Raw genomic sequence first — 22,223 nt, forward strand, 5'->3', positions numbered from 1 at the left:
CCCTAGCCCCTAGCCCCTAGCCCCTAGCCCCTAGCCCCTAGCCCCTAGCCCCTAGCCCCTAGTCAAAAACTCCATGCAGATACCAGCCGTCGTTGCGGTTGTTGCGGAATAGCCAGAACCAGTGGCCATCGTTTGTTTCCACGCGGTAGTAGTCGCGTTTGACTTGTTGATCCCGCCACCAGCCCGATTCAATCCGCTCGGGCCCCCACCAACGATTGACGACGTAATTTCGTTGTTGCCAACGCAAACGCAACGGTGGGCCGTCTGGATAGACCGAGACCACATCTAACGCCTGTGGTTCGGCGAGCATTGTCAAAGGTCGGGAAAGCGGTGTAAATTCCGGGGGCATCGGCTCGGTAGTTGAATCGGATTTCGGAGTGAGCGACGTGATCGGCTCGAAGGTAGCCGCATGCTCGGGAAGGGAATCAGATTGAAGTTGCGGCCGGACCAGTTGATCTTCATCCAATCGGCCCCGCAAGCGGTCCATTAGCCGACCAAGTTCTCGCTTCGAAATGCGTTCAGCTTTGACGTTGTCGTCTTCGAAGAGTTGTCCTTGACGCTGCGTGAACCGACTGAAACCGGTGACCTGCAACCGCACCGATCCCACCGGGCCGGCTAAACGAAATCGTTCCAAGCGAGACGTGATGACGCCAAACAAATGTTTTGGTAAATTGGTCGGCTGGGCGAATCCAATGGTGAGTGGTTTCTCCAGCCCAATCCGCAACCGTAACTGCGTGATGCCCGCTTGCACTCCATGAACGGTTTCCAAAACCTCGTTCAATAGACGTTCAATGACCACGAGCAATGTCTGTCGATCGGCAATTGGCCAGTCGAATGCTTCAGCGGCTTCGATGACGCCTTCCGGGCGGATCGGGGAAAACGATTCCGCAACTTGGCCGAAGACCTGATCCAACCGCAAGACCGTTTTGACGGCAAACCGACTTGGCAAATCGGCTCGCGGGAGTCGAGTGATATCGCCGATGGTCTTCAAGCCGAGTTGCCAAAGTGTCTCGGCAACGTGCGGGTCGATCCGCAACGCGGAGACCGGCAACGGCAGCACCGCATCCCGTAGGGCTTGTGTACTGGGCGGGACCGCGACGGCTTGCGAACCGGCTCCATGCGTCAACGCCCACGCCGCCCCAACCGTTTCCGCAATGGCCAGCCGGACCGTCCAGTTCTGAGCCTCAAACGCTTGCTGCAGGTGTGTGAGCAAATTCATTTCACCGTCGTAAAGATGTTCGCAGCCGGTCACATCGAGCAGCAAACTATCGGCGGGCTCACTCGATTCCATACCCACCCACGGGCTGAATTGGTCGCACCATTCGGCGAGTTGCCCTAGAGCGTGCGTATCGGCGATCGGGTCGAACCGTTCCCAGCGGCTCGCAGTCTGTCGCAGAAGTGTGCGAGCCTCGGTCACAGGCATGCCGACATGCACACCGAGTTCAATTGCCCGTCGCGAGCAATGCGTCACGCACTCGCCACGCGAACCGTTGACTGCGTACAACACCCAAGCGGTCTTATCCGGTGCGTTGGAAGTGTTTGTTTCGGCGTCGGTTTTGAGGGAGAGGGAAAGGTTTCTGACCCGTTGCAGAGGCCACGCGGGGAGCCTCACGCACAAGACCCGTTTCATCGCAAATGTCGATTTCTACGGTCCTGCCAGCCCTCCCGGTTCGGCAAGAAACGAGTTCCACTTGCAATCGCCTCCCAGCGAACGCGTCTCGAAAATGATTCTGATCGGCTGGCACTGCAACCGGTTCCACACGCCAGCGAACATCGGACCACGACGAAGCCCGTTGCAGACCAACGGCTTCATCCCGCAAGAACAGCCCGACTCCTCCCCCCGTTCGTGCCGCAAGTTTCAGACGACGGGCTGACGTCTCCGAGATTGCGCCCAAACGTCCGCAGACCGCTGCCACGCCGGAGCATCGCAAGCATTGTTCCATCACCCACACAGCCTGGTTCGCCGACCGGGGACGAATGATGATCAAGCGATTCAGGTCCACACCCAGCAAAGCCGCCCCCATCGGGGAGAACGTCCCTGGTGAGTCAATGACAATCGCCATCCCGGCGGATTGAACATCCAGTACGGCTCGCAACTGCAGCATCACCAAGGAGACTGCTCCGCAACCGCGTCCCGATTGCCATTCGACAAGCTCACCAGCCCCGATCCCGAAATCCGGCAGAAGATTGTCTAAGACGGCAACACCCGACGAAACAATGCCGTTCTGTCGGCTATGAACAAGCGGACGCTCCCACTGTCGAAGCTCCCTTCGTAACCGCTCGACGGTGTCTTTCGCAGATGTCGAACCGGTTGCCGAAAATGCCATACACAAGCCCAAACAAAACACACGATGCTGTATACTTCTAAACACATGTCACCAACATGTAGTGTTGTGACCGTGTGGATAGGTAATGAACCCTATCTAAACGTGCGTTCAATTTGTTTGCAAGCTGAACTTGTTGGAAAATCGTGTGTGAAATTTAAGGGGCTGCTGGAGAACGACTTAAGACCAAGAAAAAACGGACCCCAAAAGGCCGGACACACACCAGTTCCTTAGGGCAAGCCACTCCGGCTCGGGTTTCCGCTGCGGGACGGGTTCACCAAAACGGACCGGGAACGTCGGGAAGTTGACAGGGTGCGTCGGATCGTCGCTGCTGGGAGATCGCCGGCGGTTGTGGTCCTGGGCGGTGGGCATGATTTGAGGGACAAACTTCTGGACGGCTGGAAAGTGGTTCGGGTTGAGGTTCGAGCGCGGAAGAAGACGATGAGCAAGATTCGGTGAAGGAGAAACTTTTGGAAGCAATCAAACTGTTCCAGTAGTTTCATTCAAATGTTTTGCCGCACAACAATCGCTTGGTCAATTCGCGCAACGGATTCGGCGCATCTCTCTTCCACGTCAGAAATTGACTGTCATGACCGTTGTGAGTATTGTTGAGAGAGAAACAAGGGAGGTTGCACGCAACTCATTGTTCAGACGCGGGGCCACGATGGAACTGGAAATGCTGGAAGGCGATGACCTCTTCGTGATCCACAACTTCATGTCGGCCAAAGATTGCCAGGAACACATCGACCGCAGCGAAGCTCTCGGCTACGAGACGTTCACGATTGGCGGCGAAGTTGTGCTTAACTATCGCGACAATTCTCGCGTCATCGTGGATGATCCCGCGCTTGCTGATGCATTGTGGCAAACGGCCGCAGGCATGCTACCTGCCAGACGTGAGGGCCTGGCCGCGTCTGGACTAAATCGTCGATTCCGTTACTACCGCTACAGTGGCACTGAATCATTTAAGCCACATCACGACGGCTCAGTTCGGATCGGCCGCAGCGAAAGCCTGTTGACGTTCATGGTGTACCTGGCGAATGTTGGTTCGGGCGGCGAAACCCGATTCTACGCACGTGGCCTTGACGTCATCCACGAGATCAAGCCGGAAGCTGGGAAGGCTCTCGTGTTTAATCACTGTCTGTTGCATGAGGGCGTCGCAGTAACGGACGGCACGAAATACGTACTACGCACGGATGTAATGTACGAGTGAAAACTGGGCGTTAGGGTGATCAGGACGAATTCCAACCGCCGTATCGCATCAGCACCGATCCGAAAGCCAATCCGCGGTGGACGTGATCACCTTCGCCGCCTCGACGTCGAATCTTCGATCTTCACCGCTTCCACATACGCATCGCCATATTCGCCCAGAACGACCGTGTCGCCTCGGGTGACCAAGCACCAACGCATCCGCCTACCAGGGACTGCACGGCGAATCTCGCGTCCGTCAGCGGCGAGAATGACCCTCTGCGGGCGAACTACGATCTCGTAAATGTTTTTGGCCGGTCAGACGGACGGAAAACCATACGGTGTGAATCCTGTAGTTTTTGTGGGCTTCCCGCTGCTGTTGGTAGCTCGATGGTTCGCCCATTCCGGAATCTTGCACGTTCGGGGCGCACCGGACTTCGTGCTTGAACTCCGCGAAGCGTTCCCGAAGGTCGGCGAGGCTGCGTTTGCTGTCGGCAATCCCGTTGGTCTACGGCACACGTTCTCGCAGGGAATCATAAGTGAGCTTCGTCCGGTTGCCGAATTCAACTTAGTTCAGACCACCGCATCTGTTGGACCTGGAAGTTCCGGCGGTCCGCTGATGGATAAAGAGGGGAGCGTGATAGGCGTCGTCACATCGATGATAACGGAAGGGCAGATCTGAACTTCGCTAAGCCTGCCAAGCAAGTCCGAAAACTACTTAAAAAAAAGCAGCCTCAGAGAATTGCTGATACTGATGTGGTCTCGAAGTCATCTTCCGACGGGCTCTCGGCACCGAATTTACCGGATAAAAGTAACGTAGAGTTCGTTACCTCTGCGGAGTCTCTCGCAGGATTCGATAACGTTGATGTATTGGTTGCCGATATTCGTGCCAATGGAATACACGCTGGTTTGAGTAAAGCTGGTCTCGTGGATCGAGCACGTGGGCAACTCCCACTCTCTGGAATCGAAACAAGTGAAGACGCAGCTTGCTACCTGTTCTTGAGCGTTTCGACCATAGCGAACCCTGACAGCTTAGTTTACGGGTATGCCTACAGTTAGAATTTTGGCAAATGGTATCACTCAACGCTTTGAACGCGAATCGCAACACGTTTGCTGCCACGTGGCGGGCGACAAACGAATTCGGGGCTGTGGGGCGTATGGATTTAAAATCGGCTATCTATGAAACTGTTGATCGACTCATACGCGAATTCTGTGCGGAATTCAAAGCTGCAAATTAGTGATCGACCCAATAATCTTCCATTCGGTTCGATATTGCGTTTTCGGTTCCACTACCGTGACAGAGATTTTTAAGGTTTGGGGAGCTGTCCAATAACCGCTAAATCGGCCGACGCCGACATACAGTCAAAGAAACCGCAGCGACTCTTTGAGTCACTATAAGTGTTGAGGGAGTGCGAACGGTATGGTAAGCCGCTTAAGTACTCCGATCTTCTACCAGCCGTGAGCTACTATCGCTATCCCACGGTGGTTCCAGTTGCACGGCTAGCACCCCGTCTCCTTCAGTAGCCCTGAAACATAATAGTCGGGCTACTCGATCGAGAAACAAAGTATACGAAACAGTATGCTGTTTTGAGTGTGACTGTAGGCTGCCGCGGAAATGCCTTCTGTTGTACAAAGATGGATTGGTGCATGCACTCTTATTGTGTCGGGTAAATACTAGGTTGTCGATTGATGTAGCAGACTTCTTATTGCACATACCGTAGAACATTCTTTTACTTCTTGACCGCCGTTAAGCGTATGGTATGTTGTCGAATCAGAGAACGCGAATGCAGCGCACCCTCCTCCCCCGGCTCCCTCCTACTTTCCCACCAAATCTCTCGCTGGTTTTTCGAGTTGTGCCTCCTATACCTTCCAACGATTTTCGTGAATCGGTAACAATCCGACGTCGACTTGTTATCGGACTTGCTACAGGCTTGATGCTAGTCGTTCTCCTATGGTTGATTCTAAACACAGATTTTGAACCGACAGCCGAAAAGCAGGCGTCGATCGACGAAGCCTCCGAATCGTCCGAACAACAGCCGCCCAACGATTCAGAAAATTTACTAGCAAAATCGTTATCTCCAATGCATCCGGTGAGTCAAGATGAAGCAGTTTCCGGCACCGATACGGAGTCAGAAGATCGCTCGATTGCGGAGTCACGCAGTGAATCGTTCGATGCCGATCCCATGGAAACAGCTCGTGCAGTTGAGGAACTCATGGGGCAGGCGAATCAGCAGAATGCACAGGGCAATTTGCGAGCTATGTTTGATACTCTTCTACAAGCTTATTCCCTGACCCAGCGTTATCCCGATGACGAGAAACTCGAGGAAATGGCTGGTCAGTTGCAAAGTCGGATCGACGCGATTGGCCGCCGCCTTGATGCTAGTCAGTCGACCGACCTGATTGATTCATCTAAAAAGATCATCGAGCAGTGATCCACGAACCGATTCGAAACGTTATTTCATCGGCTGGTTTGTGACTCAAGGGCTATCATGACTATAACCTACACAACACCCATCCTCCGTAATCTGACCTGTCCACACTGTTGGACAACTATTAAACCGGAGGAGATGCTATTTGTTTCAGAACACATCGATTTATTGGGTGATAGCAAACTTGGTTCTGATCAGCCAATCCGCTTTAGGCCAACACGTTTCACCGTTCAAGGCGAAGCAATCGATGCCAAGGGTTTTCCGTGCCTACGGCTTGCCTGCCCCAACTGTCATCTACAGATTCCACGCGCCTCGCTCGAGATGCCTGCACATTTCCTGTCGATCTTTGGTGCGCCTGGCAGTGGAAAATCCTACTATCTCGCTTCGATGACCTGGGAAATGCGGCGACGCGTCGGGGAAGAGTTTCGACTTGCCTTTAACGATGCTGACCCAGAAATGAATCAACATCTTAATGAGTACGAGGAAGCCCTGTTTGTAAACTCGCGTGGAGCCGAGTCCATTCCGCTGGGTGATCTCATTCGGAAAACGGAAACGCAAGGCGATTTATATGCTTCCGTAAACTTTGGAAACCAGAACGTTATCTATGCCCGACCATTCCTATTTACCTTGCAGCCGCGGAATGATCATCCGCAAGCAAAACAGGCAGAGAACCTTGCTCGTGTGATTTGTCTTTATGACAACGCTGGTGAGTCGTTCCAACCGGGCGCTGACACTGCGGCGAATCCCGTGACTCGACACCTTGCTCGCTCTCGAGCGCTCATGTTCGTCTTTGATCCGCTTCAAGATGTCCGCTTCCGCCAAGCGGCAAGTCTAATGGACAAGCCACGCGTGTTAAGTCGGCAGGAACCAGTGTTGCAAGAGGCCGCCAGCCGAGTTCGACGATACGCCGGTTTGTCCTCGCGTGGGCAGCATGATCGGCCGCTGATTGTCGTCTTGACCAAAGCCGACCAGTGGATCGAGCCGATTCTTGGTGGCTTTCCGGAAGGCGAACCGCTTCGTACGGTTGTGCATAATGAGCGACGGATGAATGGGATCGATCTGAATGCGATCGAGCAGTTTTCAGCGAAGGTCCGCGAACAGCTCTTGAAGATCTCGCCGGAAATCATCGCTGCCGCAGAGAGTTTCTGTAAAGAAGTGATATATATCCCGACTAGTGCGGTTGGTTCCCACGTTGTAGTGGATCCTGAGACCGGCCTCGATCGGATTCGTCCGGCCGAAACTGCCCCTCAATGGGTCACGGTGCCGATGTTCTACGCTCTCGCACGAACGACGAAAGGACTCGTCCCGATTGTTGGGCCGCGACGACGCTCCTTATAGCTCGCCCATCCCATTCTAATGTTTTCGTGTCTCCCCGAATCAAGCGACTGATGCCATGCCCCAGGAATTGATTTATACATCGGCTGAAAAGGGACTGAAGCCAGGCAGTAGCGGGTTTTGTACGGTTGCCGCTACTGCCGGTATGTCTGCTCCATTGGTCGGTTCGCTCGAACGGCTGTGCGGCTATCGACATCTTGCCGCGCCGGGTGATGCGGCTAATCCGGTCGCCTGTTCTCACTTCGTGCAAACAATTAGCGGGCGTAAGCTGCATCTGCTGGTGAGAATTGCCGATGCGGGTCGCGATTACACGGGCCGAACAAACAAGCTCTGTCATCATGTCGTGCTGACCGATCAGGAATGTGAATCCGCCAGTAGTCCGGCAGCGGCTTTACTTTCCGAGTCGATGCTGACGACATGGGACGGTCAGGTCCGGCAACTTCCGCCGCCTGCTCCCGCACAACCAGCGGTTCGACCGGCTCCGTGTCGACGTTGGCAACAGCTTACAGGTGATGCCGGTTGGGGTGGTGTGTTGTTGGACCATCTCGACCAGCACTCCAAACAGCAGGTCTACATCGTGGCGGAATCAGGAACCGACGTTCTGAGTCTCTTTGCCGAAACGTTGGCGCTCCTACCGCCGGAACGTCGTTGGGAACCAACCTTCACCACTTATCTCAACGGCACACTGCAAAACGTAGATTGTCGTTGGCGGGTAGTCCTGGCCGGCACAAAAGAGGCCCACGAATCACGTCGCTTCGTTCGCGATCTGCGGATCGATCTCACTAAACCGCTTGGCACACCTCCAGCAGGACCTTGGGTTGAAGCGGCTCGCACCGGGCAATCGAAGACCGGCAAGCCCCGCTCTCAGCGACCGACCATGCCCTCGGCAGTTCCAGCAGCTTCCGCGACGGGGGATAGCGATGTTATCGAGCTCGAGACTTATGCCACTGCGAATACTACTCCAACGCCACCCGGCAAAACGCCCCCAACGCGCCGCCGACGCGGCCTCGCAGACGTGCCCGCGCCGGACGAAAAACGTAGCGTACTGAAACTGGTGCTCTCACTGCTCGGGGTGAGCCTTGTGATGATCGTTGGAATCTTTTGGGTTCTGCACGCACGCTTTGGACTGCGTCTTTCTATTGACAGCGCTGATCAGAATACTGCACGCAAAGAACAGAAATCCCAGACGACCAATTTAGGTAGCAATTCAACGGTTCAAGTGGTGAAATCACAAAAAGCAATCTTCCCTAAACCCAATGAAATAGAAAAGGTCCAGCGACTAGACGGCTTTATCGAACAATTGCACGAAACGCTGATAAATAATGGAGAATTAAGTCGATTGCTCAAGGACGATCTATGGAAGAATTTAACGCCAGACAGCGAGGATTCCAAGAAGGTCGTTGAGGTGCTCGAAAAATGGCTGAACAATCAAATCCAGATACGATCCACCAATGCGAGTGAAGCGGGCCAACTGGAAGACCTACAGTCAAAGCTGAAACATCTCAAAAGCTTCTTGAGTAACGTTTCAAACGCAGGGCTCTACGACAACTGGTCGGAAAAAGTTACAAAGGCCAAGAAGGACCAAAAAGAAAATATCGACAAGGAGAAGAAAGATCGCGAAATACAGGACAAAATTGAGGCATGGATAGCATCAAAAAATAAACCGGTAGTGATCGAGGGTCTGGCAGTTAGTTCGGGCCTACGAAATAAACTTGAAAAAGGGGCATATTCTGCGTCCATACCGGAAATACCACCAAGTGATGATTTTCAAATTGTTGGATTTTGGACTCCGATTCTCGCAGAAGGCGTTCGATACACATGTGCCCATGTGTCCAAAGGGGTTCTAAAAATATCTAGGGACGCTGACAGAAAAACTAACTCAATCCAAATCGGAGTTACCCCACCAGAGAGTGGCAAGGCCGCCGAATTGTCATTGTCATCCCTTGACGGCGACATTCGGTCGCGACTCATTCTCCTCGATGAATTGCGTTGGTGCTTCGTGGAAGTGAAAGTTGCGAATCATTCTCGCCGTATCCATCTAGGCGATGCCTTGCCTGCTAGTCGTGGACCGATTCTGCTTACATTGAAAGACGGCGGCAAATCCTACTTTGCGCAATATTCGCTTGTCCAGACTTCTCAACCAGACATGTTTGTTCCAGTTATGGAATTACAGAATACTTGGTTGCTCTTCGACGACCGCTCGATTCAGGCTTGCATACCAAGGACATCGAAATCCGGCTTTTCACAAATCGAAAATGGGGAAACCTCCTATCTTGATTTTGACATCCTTCATTTCATGGAAGGGTTTACATCTACCGATGCGAATGACTCCTTGGAGATCAAACTGAATGATGGTGTGATTGAATTCAAGACTACCATTGAGAAGGTCAAGGAACGAATTGTTGGGAATCTTGCCTTCAATTCGAACGATGTAGAAGAAGAGTTCTACAAGGAGGCTCTAGTAAGTCACGACGTTGACGTGAACGAGATATTCGAACGCAACCAAATGAAGTTGCTCAAAGATCCGGACGTGAACGAGACTAAGGAAAATCGATCCCGTCGATTGAAGCAACAGTTTCTACGATACCACAAGGAATTCAAAAGAATGACATCAGCGAGTATCCCAGTATCCGGTGGAAGAATTCGCATGACCATTCAGAAAGTGCCAACTCAACAAACCACACGGCAGAGTCACCATACTCTAGAGCGAGAATCAGAGCCTATCGAAGTATTTCGTGCTGAGTAGTCCAAGGGGGAATAGGAATCGGGTCGTCGCCTAGCAGTTTGAGCCTCATTCCAAAACTGGCTTTTCAATTTAAATTTCTGAGATATCTAGCCGTATTCGGAGCGGGCCTTTATGTCACGTTATCAGAAGTTGACGCAAGAGATTCTATCGGTGTTGCAGTCAACAGATCAGACGCGGACACCGAAATTAGAGCAGCAGGCTGCAGAGTATGCCGAACTCGTTGCCAAGGTGAACGATCGGTTGGAGCGTTGTGGGGAACTAATCCGTATCGGACTCCGCACCGAAGCCATTCACCTAGCCGAAAGCGAGCCGCCGGTTCTCGAATTGGTCTCCGATTTGGATCTTGGGGGCGACGAATCGCTTTGGGCCGAACTGTGCGGCGACTATAATCTCCCGGTGCCCGAGAGCCTTCTCATCGGTCGGGCGGAGGAACTTGAAGAGGCCTATGCTCAGCAGGCACCCTTAGAGGATTTGCTATCTCGCTGGCGGCGAATCAATCTTTCGCGGGCACCGATGGATGTTCGCGTGCCGATTCTGCGTCAACTTGTCGAAGCCGATCCGCAAACCCACTTTTGGCAGGAAGACCTCCACAGTTTCGAACAAGTTGCCATCAAAGAGGCCCAGCAGGAAGCGGCTCAGGCGGTCAAGCAAGGTGACGTTGGCCGTGTCCGCAACTTGCTGGCGTATTTAAAGGAAGACTCATGGTCGGTTCCTGTCCCGAATGCCCTCATCCAAAAGCTGACGAAGGCCGGGGTATCGTTGCAGAGCAACCAGGCTCGTCAGACACTAACCGAATTAGCGCCCCAGCTCGACCAGGCGCTTTCAGAGAACGATCTCGACCGAGCAATGCAACTCGCTGACCAGTGGGCCGCCATCGCTAAGAAGGCGAAGCTGACAAACGATGATCCATTGCTTGAACAGGTTCAACCCGCACTCGGGTGGGTCGACGATGAAAGAGCTCGAAAGAAAGAATCACGGCGTCTATCCGGTTTGGTGTATGAACTCGAGGAGCTACTGAACGATCAGTCAAACGATACCTTGGCCCTGGAACGATTGATCGAAGCAACGAACGTAGACGCCGCCGAGGTACCGGATTCTCTTCAACGCCGAGCGCGAAACCGCCTCGCTGATCTACGAATGAGGGAGCGGCGACGCTGGCATGTCACTGTGGGCGTTTCTGTGCTCGCAGTATTCGCTGTTATCAGTTTGGTCGGTTTTGTGGGCTATCAATCGCTTCGATCCCGAGCAATGACCGAGCAAAGTGAGGTCATTCGAGGACTGCTAGCAGACGGAGATCTCGAATCCGCAGAGCACCGGTATCAGGACCTAACCGAGGAGTACGAGTTCGAGGAAACGGAATGGATGGGTTTGGGCGATGAAATTCGACAAGCAAAGCAGGCCATTGTCGAACGCCAAGCTGCGTTGCAGCAACTGATCCAGGGTATGACGGACCAACTCGACAGCAAACAATTTGAATCGATTTCAGAAAGCCAATGGAAACGGGCGGGAGACCTGGCAAGTAGCTCCGAGGAGAAGTTGAAAGTCGAGCGATTGCGGCGGAGACAACAAGCGGGACTCTCGGAATTAGCAAAGCAACGAGCCGAGCATTTTCAAGTACAGTCCGACAGTCTGATGACTGCCTTCAAAGAAGCCGAACTCGCAATCGAGAGCCGCGATTGGCAGGAGGCCAGCCAACAACTGTCTGTTGCCTCGGATCAAATTGCTTCGATTCGGTCGAATGCTGGTCGACTCGTGCAAGCACAACTAAAGATGTTGCCGTCGTGGGAGAACCGGTTAAAGGAAACCAAGAAGTTGCTCCAGTCCGGCCGAACTCGTGAAGACTTGATTAACGCGCTAACGTCACATCTTCAAAAACCAATCAGCGATCCAACAACTTGGCTTAGTACGTATCGAAAGCAGATGGATACGTACATTGAAGCGCTGCCTGACGATTCTCGGACTGCCGACTTCAAGCTAACGATCGAGGAGATCTCGTTGTGGGATGACTACTTCCAATGGCAGCAGGCGAAGCGAAACTGGATTGATAACCCGTATCCGTCAGAATTGAAAACTATTACCGCCCGCCGAGAAGAACTTGCTTCCTTTGCAATGGGTCTCGAAACCAAGCCGTACCAAGAGACGCTCCAACGCTACGATCAACAATTGGCAGCGATTGAGAAGGTATTCGGTGAAGATGGTGCTGTAGAAGCGGTACGGGACTTCCTATCAATGGACGTCCTACAAGATGACCTGCATGTCTTACGCAAAGGTGAGGATCGCTACTACACGTGGCAGTCTCAACGTGATGGCAACAATGTGAAAGTTCTTGAACAGAAGGGTTCAAAGTCACTTCTGATATCCTCGGGAGAACTGGCTGTCATTACTCCCGCTACGCACGTTCCAACATGTCGAAAGATACTGAAAGATTTTGAAACGCTGACCCCAGACAACTGGGTTGTAAAAACCAAGACTGCCGCTGTCGAAGTGCTAGTTAATGACACCATGCTTCCCGAGATCCAATGGTTGCTTGTGACCATGATCTTGGAAATGGCCGCGGAAGGCGATGAGCAGTTGGCGGAGAAGTTAGCGCCGATCCGCTCCAATTTGACGAAGAAACAAGTTCCGCTTGATCTTCCCTGGTGGGCTCCCCAAGAAAAGGTTGTTGTCCAGTGGCGGCCGGTGATTGTCGATCTGCTGAAATCCGTGACACCGAAGGATCTACTTAATGCCTGGGCTAATGTAAATGAAAAGGCCGAGACGCCAGATTGGATGTCTCGAACAATGCGTCCAGTGGCGTGGATGTATCAACGGTCAGCCACTCAAGGATCGTCCTGGAGCATCAAAGGCCTAAGCGGATTGCGGCGACAAACTAGCCTTTGGGTCCTTGTCCCAGCCTCTAATGACGGGCAACCGGCGCAATGGAAATCCATTGGATATGCCGGGCCAAGTGGGGCCGGGCTGCAATTTAATGCCCCAGCAGTTCAGGAAGGCCGTTTGATTTTCGCTGGTCAGCCTGAGTGAGTCATTGCCGATAGCAACTTGTGGATTCCCGTCGTTCAGAAAGTGCAACCTATGTCCGATCCAGACAACGAATATTACCTCCGAAGCCGGGGACGGATAACCGGACCACACACGTTGCAGGGGCTAGTCACGCTTCGAGAAAGGCGTCGACTGGGACGTTCAGACCAGTTGTCCGTCGATCGTCGAGAGTGGTTCCCTGCTCGCCAGCTACCGGAACTCTTCCCGCAGACAGCGACCCGTCGAGCACGCGAGCCAATCGATGAGTTCGCCGATTTGCCTGAGGAGCCAATGACTGGCAGCACCGAAAACACTTCTACCGATGAGGGCGATTGGTTCTACCAACAGCCGGATGGAAACGTCGAGATTGGTCCGGTTCCATATTCAAAAGTGGAACGACTGGTCCGTGAAGGAACATTACGATCGAAGCATCAAGTGTGGCGAGATGGTTGGCCAGACTGGCGGTTGATCGAAGAAGTCCCGCAGCTGGCGAATTGGTTGTCAACTTCCGCTCACCAAGATAAGACCTTGCAAAGTGGTGGATCGAGCAGTGCAGCGACAGCGGCGATGTGGCTTGGTTTGACACCCTGGCTTGTGGCGCTGGCGGGGTTCGCCATTTTTCTTCTGTTTATTGCCATTGCCAAAGAATCACAAGCTCCTTCCTTGATTGGGCTTCTCGCACTCGGAAGCAGCCTATTTGGTGTTCTGTCCAACCTGGCCTGGTTCGTTACCAGTGTACTGGCAATCGTGTTCGGGGGCATCGGCATGTCGAGAACTGGCGAGGGGAAACTTGCTGGGCGTGGGCGGGCCATCACCGGGCTGACGCTCGGGATTGTCAATCTGAGCATGCCAGTTCTCTTGGTGGTTCTTGCCGCCGGCGCCTCCGCTTCTCATTCGTTCTAATGCACTTCCCGACTCCATCACTTGATCACAGGTTAAAGGGCCTCAATGTCGGCTGATACTGAATTCTGCCCACTGTCGTGGTCGCGTCAAGACCCGGAGCGACGGCTGTTGATGCCAGCCGCTCAGTACACACGGGTTTCCAGCTTCACGACGGGATTTTTTGCGACTATCCTCACCATTGCAGTACTAGGCGGGCTGTTGCTTTTCAAAGACCGTTGGATCTCTCAAACGATTTGGCAACGCGGGCCTATTCCGTTTGCCATTGTGTTTTTCACATCTTGGTCTTTGATGATTATCTTCCTGAAGTGGCTCAAACTGCGTTTGCAACGACGAGCTCTCGATTATCAAATTGTTCCACCCACGCCAGATTTCATCCTTAGTCCGGAGAGCGTTGCGGTCGTTCAAAATAACATTCTGAATACCGCCGAGGACCCGCAACGGTTCATCCTCTTCAACCGGATCAATATCGCATTGGCAAACCTGCGAAACCTCGGACGTGTCGGGGATGTTGATGAAATCCTGCGTTCGCAGGCGGATAATGATGAAGGTAGTATGGAAACGAGCTACGCCATTTTGAGAGGATTTGTATGGGCAATTCCCGTGTTGGGCTTCATTGGGACTGTTCAAGGACTGGCCGAGGCTATCGGCGGCTTTGGGGCTGTATTGTCACAAAGCGATGATTTGAGTCATGTCAAGGACGCTCTGAAAGGTGTCACTGGTGGTTTAAGCGTTGCCTTCGAGACAACCTTGCAAGGACTCGTTGCGGCATTGGTTGTCCAACTGCTGATGACAAGCTTAAAGAAGTCTGAAGAAGAATTCCTCGACCGCTGCCGAGCCTTCTGCACCCGGAATGTCACCGGGAAACTTCGCCTGATGCCTTTTGAAAAACCTCACGCAGAATGAATCGTCGTCGCAAATACTACGGGCCAGCGATATCGCTCTTCGCATTCCAGGACATCATCACAGCAGTCTGTGGCATTCTGATCGTCATGGTGCTCCTGCTGGCGATTGAACTGACATCACACACATCTCGGCCCACAAGCCAATCTTCTCCAGATTTCGAAGCGCTCGAAGCGTCTCTCGAAGACATTAAGAAACGGCGGGATGAGCTACAGAGTCAGGTCAACTCACAAACCGAGACTGTTACTGCGTCCGTTTCCCGGCCAGTCGCCACGATTGAAGTTGAGATCACGCAGCTCCGAATGCGAAAAACAGTGCTCGAGAGCAGAATCAAGGATGCAGCGGCCCGTACGAGGTTATTGGATGACGATCAAGCTGCCGCTCGTTCGGCTCAAGAGGCAAGAAGTGAAGACTTAGAACGACTTGAAGAGCTGAACCGCGAAAAGGATTTACTTGAAGACAGTCTTCAGGAAGAGCAAGCCGACAACCGACCGATTTTTCGGTTTCCAGATGGTCGCAGTCGTAACGGCTGGATCGCCGTCATCGATAATTCGTCGGCCACGTTGGCACCACTAGGACGCGCGGAACGACCTGAGAAGGTTCCGTTAGGAAGTAATGCATTAGAGTCGTTGAGTGACTTTCTCACCCAGCACGGGGCAGAGTATGTTCTGGTTTTGTTTCGTCCTTCCGGCACGAACCATGATTTGCTTGATGAATTACAGATTGGAGGGCTGCAGGGCGGATGTGATGTCGGCATTGATTTGATTTCCGAGCAGCAGACCATTTTCGACACGCAGACCGGACTTGCCCAATGAGAAAAGTTTCGGACCATGACGACGGCCTCGACTTGTTGCTAGATGCAATCTGCAACACTTTTGGCGGTATCGTATTCATTGCCCTTCTGGTAGTGCTACTGTTGGGAAACACCTCCGCGATTAAGGCTCCCCCGGTTCAAGATTCTCGGTCACCCAGTGAGATTCTTCTCCAACAGGAGCGACTAACTTATCAACTGAATGACGCTCGAGAAGAGCTTGAGGAGTTACAGCATTTAGCTGCTCAACAACGAGAAATGCTGAAGCAAAATGCAACAGCCAAAGACACCATCGAAGAGCACGACCGGCTAACCAATGAGATCAACACCCTAGAGAAACAGTGGTACGATCAAGTGGAGGTCAATGCTCGCACATACGCGGAGACACAGCAGAAAAGGCAAAGCGTTGCGGAACTTGATGTCAAGTTGGAACAGCTTGAGGGGGAGATCAGCGAACTCCTGACGACCCTCACCGAAGTCAGAGCGAAACGAGAATACGAGATCGCTCTACCACAAGTCACGACGCCGGACTTTAAGCCTTCGATCGGTTTTATACTGCGTTATGGCAGACTGTATCTATGGGATTATGATCCTCAAACAGGAAGGCGTGGGCTGAATACCAGTCATTTTTTTGTTATTGACGAGACGCATGTTCATTACAAGACTCATGCCCGTCCCACCGCTGGGATTCCCCTACACTCAACGACTAATTGCCGTGAACGGATTGCTAAGTTGCTCCGAAATTTACCTCCGTCTCGGTTTGACGTTACGTTTGTCGTTCGAGAAGATTCGTTCGATGAATTCAAAACGGCCCGCGAGCACATAAAGCAGCTAGGTTACCGTTACAGTCTTATTGCTGGTGATGGAGTTATCGCCGATCGCGGTGGCCAATCCCGTGGCACACAGTAAGGTTTTATTGGATTTGCTTGTCCTGTGGACGCGGGGGCATCGATCTCCCGTGTGAGAGCCCCTCAGTCAAAGAAGCGTTTGCGGAATCCAAACGCCACAGCCAATGTTGAAATACGGCTAAGAGGTCAAAAAGGAAGCATGTCCTCTAAGCATCCGCCAAGTTTTCGACCGGGACTGTCGGCACATTGTGCCACTTTATCAGCGGCGGTATGTCTGAAGTCGAGAGCCTCAATGGGGAACCATTGTGGGAGGACATTCGCACGGTCGCCGAGCGACGGCTACAGAAGCGAGACACGCGGCCCCACTTTTTAGGAGCGATCGTTCTTGAACAGGTTGGTTCAATGCCGGTTGACTCGCAAAATCTAATGCGTCACGGACCTATTGCGAAGTTTTACCTCCGGCAGAATGTTGAGAGTCGTATGGCGTGCTTTTCCGACATTCCTTCCGACACTCGAACAACGCCGGGTTATGAGAACGTTTCGAGTAACCCTAAGACCATTGATGACAATGCTTTAAGTTAATGCCCCGCTGAGACTCGAACTCAGACTAAAGGAACCAGAATCCTTCGTGCTACCGATTACACCACGGGGCAATTCACTCACTGACGTGAGTGGGGTTTGTTAGACACATTATCACCGAAGCCGGTTCAGGGGTGTTCGTCGGATCGGACCTGAACTTGGAGAGCACCGAGCATTTTTGTGATCTCGGTCTCTTTGCGATTGATAAAGAAGATGTTCTCTAAGACGATCGCACGACGTTCGTTGCTGGGGTGCAGAATCAATCGTCCCGAGCGAAGCAGCAAATACTCGAACAAGTCATTGATTTCTTTGTCGATTCGCAGGTTCGGTGCGGAAAATCGTTCGAGGTCACTCAGAATGCCGTGATGGTGTAGTAGCTCGTTCGGGCGAACTTCCCAGTAATCGAACTGCACACTGATGAAGACTGCCAGATAAATCGCCCCGATGATTCCCGCGAAGATAAAGTAGAACTGCGCGTTTGCAAACGGGCGGAAGCTTGCCAAGACGTGTCCAATCCCCGGAAGCAAGGAGGGATACTGGTTCGAGAGCAACCAAATCCCCATGAAGATCGCTACGCCGACAAAGAAAAACGTGAGCGACGTTGTCCGAGGAAAATCGAACGAAATCACCACGATGTTCGCCGCGAAGATCATCAGAAACACCAACGTGGCAATTTCGGCTGTCTCGTTGTGTTTTGACGCGACTTTCGGTTCGGTTGCGGCTTCGGCGTCTTGCGCTTCTGTTTCTGTCGCGACAGCTTCCGCTTTGTTGTCCGAGATTTCTTGCTTATTGCCAAGCGACAATAACAAAATCCCGCAGACGATCGAAGCGATCAAAGTCGGGTACAGAAAAATGATCTTCGGATACGAAACCAAGTAGATGTTCTTCCGGACCGATTTCGCGTCTTCGTCGCTCATGGGAGAACCTGAGGGTGGGTTTTCGGACATGATGTTTCTTCGGTTTTGGGTGTTCCGAACGGGTGTTGGCATTCCTATCAGCCAGAGGCACACTCTAACTAGACCCTAGATGAAGTTCCAGCTTCCAGAGCGTTTAATGTGTCAGAGGACGTGCGTGAATACGGAACGTCCGCCACCGCGGATCTTCAAAAAATTTCCGGCCTCGAAGAATACGCGAATTTGAGCCGTCGACTTTTAATCGGAACGGTTTCTGTCTTGCGAAAGTCGGAAGGGAACGACAGGACTGCGTCAACCGCGGACATGGAAGACCGTTAAGTGGTCTAACTGGCGACTGCGGTTGGTTGGCAGCGACGCGAGAGTGGGAACTGGTTGCTCACGCCTAACCCCAGCTGTTCTTGCTGCTCATCCACACGCTCGGCGATTGTCGCGACGTCAAACGCCTTCCATTTTTCTTGAAGTCGAAACAGCATGGACAACCCGTTCCGATCCTGGTTCAGTTGATCCGGCAGCATGCCAGAGAGGGCCACCGCAGCGACGGGAGTTTTACGTAGGCGACCGTCGGCCAGAATCTTCAAACCGGCGTGATGATACAGCAGACAGCAGACAAGTTCATCTGGCAAATGCCAACGTCGGGCCAGTTTTGCACCGGCGACCGCATGGTCCCATCCGAATCGACCGTCTTCGAACGACGTCAGAGTTTCCGACGATTGGTTACGGTTGTCGAGAAAGGTGAGATAATCCTCGGCAAACTCGTTGGTTAACACGGGAAGCAGAAAGTCTTGAAGCAATCCGCCAGCGAAGGCCACGTCTAAGTCGGTCTCTAGCACTCGGGCTACTTCACGAGCGAACAAAGCTCGTTGGAGGTTTGAACTCCAGAAGTTGGCTTGGTTGATGACTTTCGATTTTCGTGACTGAACGGCAGCCTTTGTCCCTGTGCTGATCAGGAACAATTTGCTTTGTCGCATTCCAAGTAGTGTGATCGCCTGTTGGGCAGACTTCGCCTTGTTCCGTAGCCCGATAAACGCCGAATTCACATGTCGCAAGAGTTCCACCGTAAGACCAGTGTCTGTCTCGACGATCGTCGCCAGTTCCTTCAGACTCGCGTTGGGATCGGACGAACGTTCCAGGAACTTCGTCACAGCGTGCGGAAGTGCTGGAAGTTTGAGTGTGGGAGGCAGCGTATTCTGCGTCGATTTCGCCAGCCCTGTTTCGACGGTCTCGGCCCAGAATTGTTCGTCCGACATGGAATTGACTTTCAGCTGGCATGTCCGCAGACAGGTGATTTCTGAACCCGACGCAAAAAAGTAATGTGCTGACGACCGGGCTTGCCGGCACTCTCGAGGAAGATCGCTTCAACACGTTTCGCGATTTCGACGAGATTGAAAACTGGCCATGCAATCTCCAAACGAACCAACTCGGTGATGCCATCGGGATGTTGTTGAAAGAAATCTGGCATGAGGGCCGCGATTGCAACGGCTCCCGCGGCGGTTCTCCCATAAGACTTGTTCGCCAAGACCGACAATCCCTGATGATGCAACAACACACATGCGATGAGTTCCTCAGGGAACTTCCAATCCCGCATGAGGTAGGCGGCGGCTTCGGCGTGATCCCATCCGAACCGGTTCTGTTCGAATCCCACGAGAGTTTTGCGACGCCCGCTTTGAGTGGAATACTCCAAGTACGAATCCGACTGTTGCGATGCCAGCACGGGCAGCAAAAAGTCTTGAAGCATTGCACCGGCGTAGGCGAGTTCTTCGTCGGCTTTCAACAACTTGGCAATTTCCCGCGCAAAGATCGCCCGTTCGAGGTTGGTGTTCCAGAACGTCTGCATGTTGATGAGATGGCTATCGCGGCTAGGCATCGCCGATTTGACGGCAACCGCAGCCAACAACATGCTCATTTTCTTCAGACCCAACAAACTGATGGCGTGCTGGGCGGTTTGGACATGCTGCCGGAATCCAAATGCCGGCGAATTGATTTGTCGCAGCAATTCGCAAGTCAGACCGGCATCGCTCTCGACGATCGCACCCAATTGTTTCGCTGTGGCGTCAGGCGATTTCGCTTGATTCCCGAATTCGATGACTGCGCGGGGCAACATCGGAAGTTTGAGGTTCGCTGGCAACACCGATTCACGGGTATGATCCATCCGCGATTCGCAAATCTCGGTCCAGTTCGTTGTCGTCATCTGTTGTCTCGAGACGTCGGGGTAAGGAGGTTATCTGAATATAGATTCCCAATCACCAAGCCTCGGAAGTTTTTGCCGATACACTGGGTTTATTCGTTCGCGACGGGTTATGATGACGCCAGACATGCGAATTCTGCAGCCCGCAAATGGCAAATATGCGGAATCGAAGTCGGCGAGCAAAAGTTTTGCAGCAAGCCATTGTTGCCACGACAACCAGAACTACGAATTCCGATTTCCGATTCGAATGGAGCAGCAAACCGTGGATGAATCCTTGGTAGCCATCACTGCTGGTGTGGGGCTGATTGTGATTGGTCTTTCGTTTTTGCGATGGAATGTTCGCGAGTGGCAGGCCGCGAAGAACTCAGATTTGCACGATGACCACGATCGCCAACATTATTACAAACGGTTCCGTCGACGTGTGCAGACGTCGAGCCTGCTGATATTCGTCGGCGTACTCCTTCCCATCGGAGACTGGCTGATCGAACGCGGAAAGAATCCCCAGGTTGCGACGATTTTCTGGAGTGTCGTGTTACTGTTGGTTCTATGGATTATGCTGCTCGCGTTTGCGGATATGGTTTCCACCCGCTCCTATTCCCGCCTCGAGTTATCGAAAATTCAACAAAAAAAGCGTGAGCTGGAACGCCAACTCACGCAAATCAAAACTCGAAGTTCGAATGGTCATCTCAACTGACCGAACCGTGGTTCAAAGTCGGCCGAGGTATGTCATCATCAGCCACCCGACGACTTCCGTCGCGATTTGAATCGCTGTACCGAGAACAATGCTGATCAGTTCAAACATGATTTCACTCGATCAGTGGAAACAGTAAACCTTACGCTTTGAGTTTACCGTTGGCTTTGAGGTACTCGACAACTTCTTTAGCGAGTTCATCGATGCCTTTGTTGTCGGAGTCCAACACGAGTTCCGCTTTTTCCGGTTCTTCGTAAGGAGCGTCAATGCCTGTGAAGCCTTTGATCTCACCGGCACGAGCTTTCTTGTACAGGCCCTTGGGATCGCGTTTTTCGCATGTTTCGAGCGAAGCGTTGACATAGACTTCGATGAAACTGCCTTCCGGCATGATTTCCCGGACCTGATCGCGGTCGGCACGGTATGGGGAGATGAAGGCCGTCAACGTGACGACACCAGCATCGGCGAACAACTTCGCGACTTCACCGATACGGCGAATGTTTTCGGTACGGTCTTCCGGGGAGAACCCAAGATTCTTATTGAGACCGTGACGCACGTTGTCTCCATCGAGCACGTACGTGTGCACACCTTGGGAGTTCAGCATGTGATCGACGGTGTTGGCAATCGTGCTTTTTCCGCAACCGCTCAGACCGGTGAACCAAAGCACGCAACCGGTGTGGCCGTTGAGTTTTGCACGGTCGGCGGACGAAACGCTGTGCTCGTGCCAAGTGATGTTTGTTGCGACTTGATCTGCCATGTGGGGCTCCTCAATGAAAAAAGAGATGCGAATTCGGATGGCCGAATCCGCATGGACTGGCCGGTGAAGAAGATTCGGCCGATGGTTGCACGATGCCGAACCAGCGAAGATACTAGGGAAACCAGAAAGGCGATGGAAGTCCGTCGCCTGGAAAGAAACCACTTGTCATTCTGATTTGATTCGAAAAAGTGACCTCCGTGACCGATTCTGCCTCCCCTGCCCGTCCCGATTTCGAAAAAGCCCCTCTGATTCCGGTCATCGCTCAAGACCATGCCAGCGGGGTGGTGTTGATGATGGCCTACATGAATGAAGAGGCATGGCAGGAAACGCTAAAGACCGGCCGGGCTTGCTATTACAGTCGTAGTCGCAAAAAGCTCTGGCGAAAAGGCGAAGAAAGCGGCAATGTGCAGGAAGTGCACGAAATCTACTACGATTGCGACCGAGACACGGTGCTGTTGAAAGTCACACAAGTCGGCGGTGCAGCTTGTCACGAGGGCTTTCAATCTTGCTTCTTCCGGAAAATTGACCGTCAAACCGGTGCCGTTGAAACCGTTGGCGAACGCGTTTTCGATCCCGCGGAAGTCTATAAGAAGAAGTAACC

General features: G+C 52.7%; 18 protein-coding genes and 1 tRNA gene. 12 read left to right on the forward strand and 7 right to left on the reverse strand.

Annotated features, from left to right (window positions below; genetic code table 11):
* Nucleotides 1-58: 58 nt before the first annotated feature.
* Together AC5DDB_RS09250 and AC5DDB_RS09255 are read right to left on the reverse strand one after the other, a co-directional pair.
* On the reverse strand, nucleotides 59-1,507 hold the full coding sequence (locus tag AC5DDB_RS09250; protein WP_491739430.1) for a Y-family DNA polymerase: 1,449 nt from the start codon (nucleotides 1,505-1,507) through the stop codon (nucleotides 59-61).
* 10 nt (nucleotides 1,508-1,517) lie between these two features.
* On the reverse strand, nucleotides 1,518-2,327 hold the full coding sequence (locus tag AC5DDB_RS09255; RefSeq protein ID WP_491739431.1) for an ImuA family protein: 810 nt from the start codon (nucleotides 2,325-2,327) through the stop codon (nucleotides 1,518-1,520).
* A 586-nt stretch (nucleotides 2,328-2,913) separates the two neighbouring features.
* On the opposite strand from AC5DDB_RS09255, the gene AC5DDB_RS09260 reads away from it, so the two are divergent.
* From AC5DDB_RS09260 to AC5DDB_RS09305, 10 genes are all read left to right on the forward strand, one after another.
* Complete coding sequence (locus AC5DDB_RS09260; RefSeq protein WP_491739432.1) at nucleotides 2,914-3,534, forward strand: prolyl hydroxylase family protein; 621 nt, start codon at nucleotides 2,914-2,916, stop codon at nucleotides 3,532-3,534.
* A 279-nt stretch (nucleotides 3,535-3,813) separates the two neighbouring features.
* Nucleotides 3,814-4,191, forward strand: coding sequence for a trypsin-like peptidase domain-containing protein (locus AC5DDB_RS09265; protein WP_491739433.1), 378 nt, complete (start codon nucleotides 3,814-3,816; stop codon nucleotides 4,189-4,191).
* Between the two features lie 1,078 nt (nucleotides 4,192-5,269).
* Nucleotides 5,270-5,941, forward strand: coding sequence for a hypothetical protein (locus AC5DDB_RS09270; RefSeq protein ID WP_491739434.1), 672 nt, complete (start codon nucleotides 5,270-5,272; stop codon nucleotides 5,939-5,941).
* 135 nt (nucleotides 5,942-6,076) lie between these two features.
* On the forward strand, nucleotides 6,077-7,276 hold the full coding sequence (locus AC5DDB_RS09275; protein WP_491739435.1) for a hypothetical protein: 1,200 nt from the start codon (nucleotides 6,077-6,079) through the stop codon (nucleotides 7,274-7,276).
* Between the two features lie 55 nt (nucleotides 7,277-7,331).
* Complete coding sequence (locus tag AC5DDB_RS09280) at nucleotides 7,332-10,019, forward strand: GAP1-N2 domain-containing protein (RefSeq protein WP_491739436.1); 2,688 nt, start codon at nucleotides 7,332-7,334, stop codon at nucleotides 10,017-10,019.
* A gap of 111 nt (nucleotides 10,020-10,130) precedes the next feature.
* Nucleotides 10,131-13,040: a hypothetical protein gene (locus tag AC5DDB_RS09285; RefSeq protein WP_491739437.1), complete on the forward strand. Its 2,910-nt coding sequence runs from the start codon at nucleotides 10,131-10,133 to the stop codon at nucleotides 13,038-13,040.
* Nucleotides 13,041-13,091: 51 nt separating this feature from the next.
* Nucleotides 13,092-13,940, forward strand: coding sequence for a GYF domain-containing protein (locus AC5DDB_RS09290; RefSeq protein ID WP_491739438.1), 849 nt, complete (start codon nucleotides 13,092-13,094; stop codon nucleotides 13,938-13,940).
* Between the two features lie 288 nt (nucleotides 13,941-14,228).
* On the forward strand, nucleotides 14,229-14,843 hold the full coding sequence (locus AC5DDB_RS09295) for a MotA/TolQ/ExbB proton channel family protein (RefSeq protein WP_491739439.1): 615 nt from the start codon (nucleotides 14,229-14,231) through the stop codon (nucleotides 14,841-14,843).
* Nucleotides 14,840-15,655 (forward strand): hypothetical protein, encoded by an 816-nt coding sequence (locus tag AC5DDB_RS09300; RefSeq protein WP_491739440.1) that lies wholly within the window; start codon nucleotides 14,840-14,842, stop codon nucleotides 15,653-15,655. Before AC5DDB_RS09295 ends, AC5DDB_RS09300 begins: the two co-directional genes overlap by 4 nt.
* Nucleotides 15,652-16,560 carry a hypothetical protein gene (locus AC5DDB_RS09305; protein ID WP_491739441.1) on the forward strand — a complete coding sequence of 303 codons (909 nt, stop codon included), beginning with the start codon at nucleotides 15,652-15,654 and terminating at the stop codon, nucleotides 16,558-16,560. The genes AC5DDB_RS09300 and AC5DDB_RS09305 overlap by 4 nt, the downstream gene beginning before the upstream one ends.
* A 520-nt stretch (nucleotides 16,561-17,080) precedes the next feature.
* On the opposite strand, the gene AC5DDB_RS09310 is transcribed toward AC5DDB_RS09305, so the two are convergent.
* The 4 genes from AC5DDB_RS09310 to AC5DDB_RS09325 form a co-directional block, all read right to left on the reverse strand.
* A tRNA-Gln gene (locus AC5DDB_RS09310) sits at nucleotides 17,081-17,152 on the reverse strand.
* A 54-nt stretch (nucleotides 17,153-17,206) separates the two neighbouring features.
* Nucleotides 17,207-18,025 (reverse strand): hypothetical protein, encoded by an 819-nt coding sequence (locus AC5DDB_RS09315; RefSeq protein ID WP_491739442.1) that lies wholly within the window; start codon nucleotides 18,023-18,025, stop codon nucleotides 17,207-17,209.
* A gap of 290 nt (nucleotides 18,026-18,315) precedes the next feature.
* Nucleotides 18,316-19,239 carry an HDOD domain-containing protein gene (locus tag AC5DDB_RS09320; RefSeq protein WP_491739443.1) on the reverse strand — a complete coding sequence of 308 codons (924 nt, stop codon included), beginning with the start codon at nucleotides 19,237-19,239 and terminating at the stop codon, nucleotides 18,316-18,318.
* 11 nt (nucleotides 19,240-19,250) lie between these two features.
* Entirely contained in the window at nucleotides 19,251-20,180 is a 930-nt protein-coding gene (locus AC5DDB_RS09325; protein ID WP_491739444.1) for an HDOD domain-containing protein, read from the reverse strand.
* 124 nt (nucleotides 20,181-20,304) lie between these two features.
* Between AC5DDB_RS09325 and AC5DDB_RS09330 the strand changes: the two genes are divergently transcribed.
* On the forward strand, nucleotides 20,305-20,871 hold the full coding sequence (locus tag AC5DDB_RS09330; protein WP_491739445.1) for a hypothetical protein: 567 nt from the start codon (nucleotides 20,305-20,307) through the stop codon (nucleotides 20,869-20,871).
* 139 nt (nucleotides 20,872-21,010) lie between these two features.
* Here the strand turns inward: AC5DDB_RS09330 and cysC are convergent, their stop codons facing one another.
* Nucleotides 21,011-21,622 carry an adenylyl-sulfate kinase gene (gene cysC, locus AC5DDB_RS09335; protein WP_491739446.1) on the reverse strand — a complete coding sequence of 204 codons (612 nt, stop codon included), beginning with the start codon at nucleotides 21,620-21,622 and terminating at the stop codon, nucleotides 21,011-21,013.
* A gap of 197 nt (nucleotides 21,623-21,819) precedes the next feature.
* On the opposite strand from cysC, the gene hisI reads away from it, so the two are divergent.
* Complete coding sequence (hisI, locus tag AC5DDB_RS09340) at nucleotides 21,820-22,221, forward strand: phosphoribosyl-AMP cyclohydrolase (protein WP_491739447.1); 402 nt, start codon at nucleotides 21,820-21,822, stop codon at nucleotides 22,219-22,221.
* The last annotated feature ends 2 nt before the right edge of the window (nucleotides 22,222-22,223 follow it).

The sequence above is a fragment of the Thalassoroseus sp. genome, from assembly GCF_984380535.1.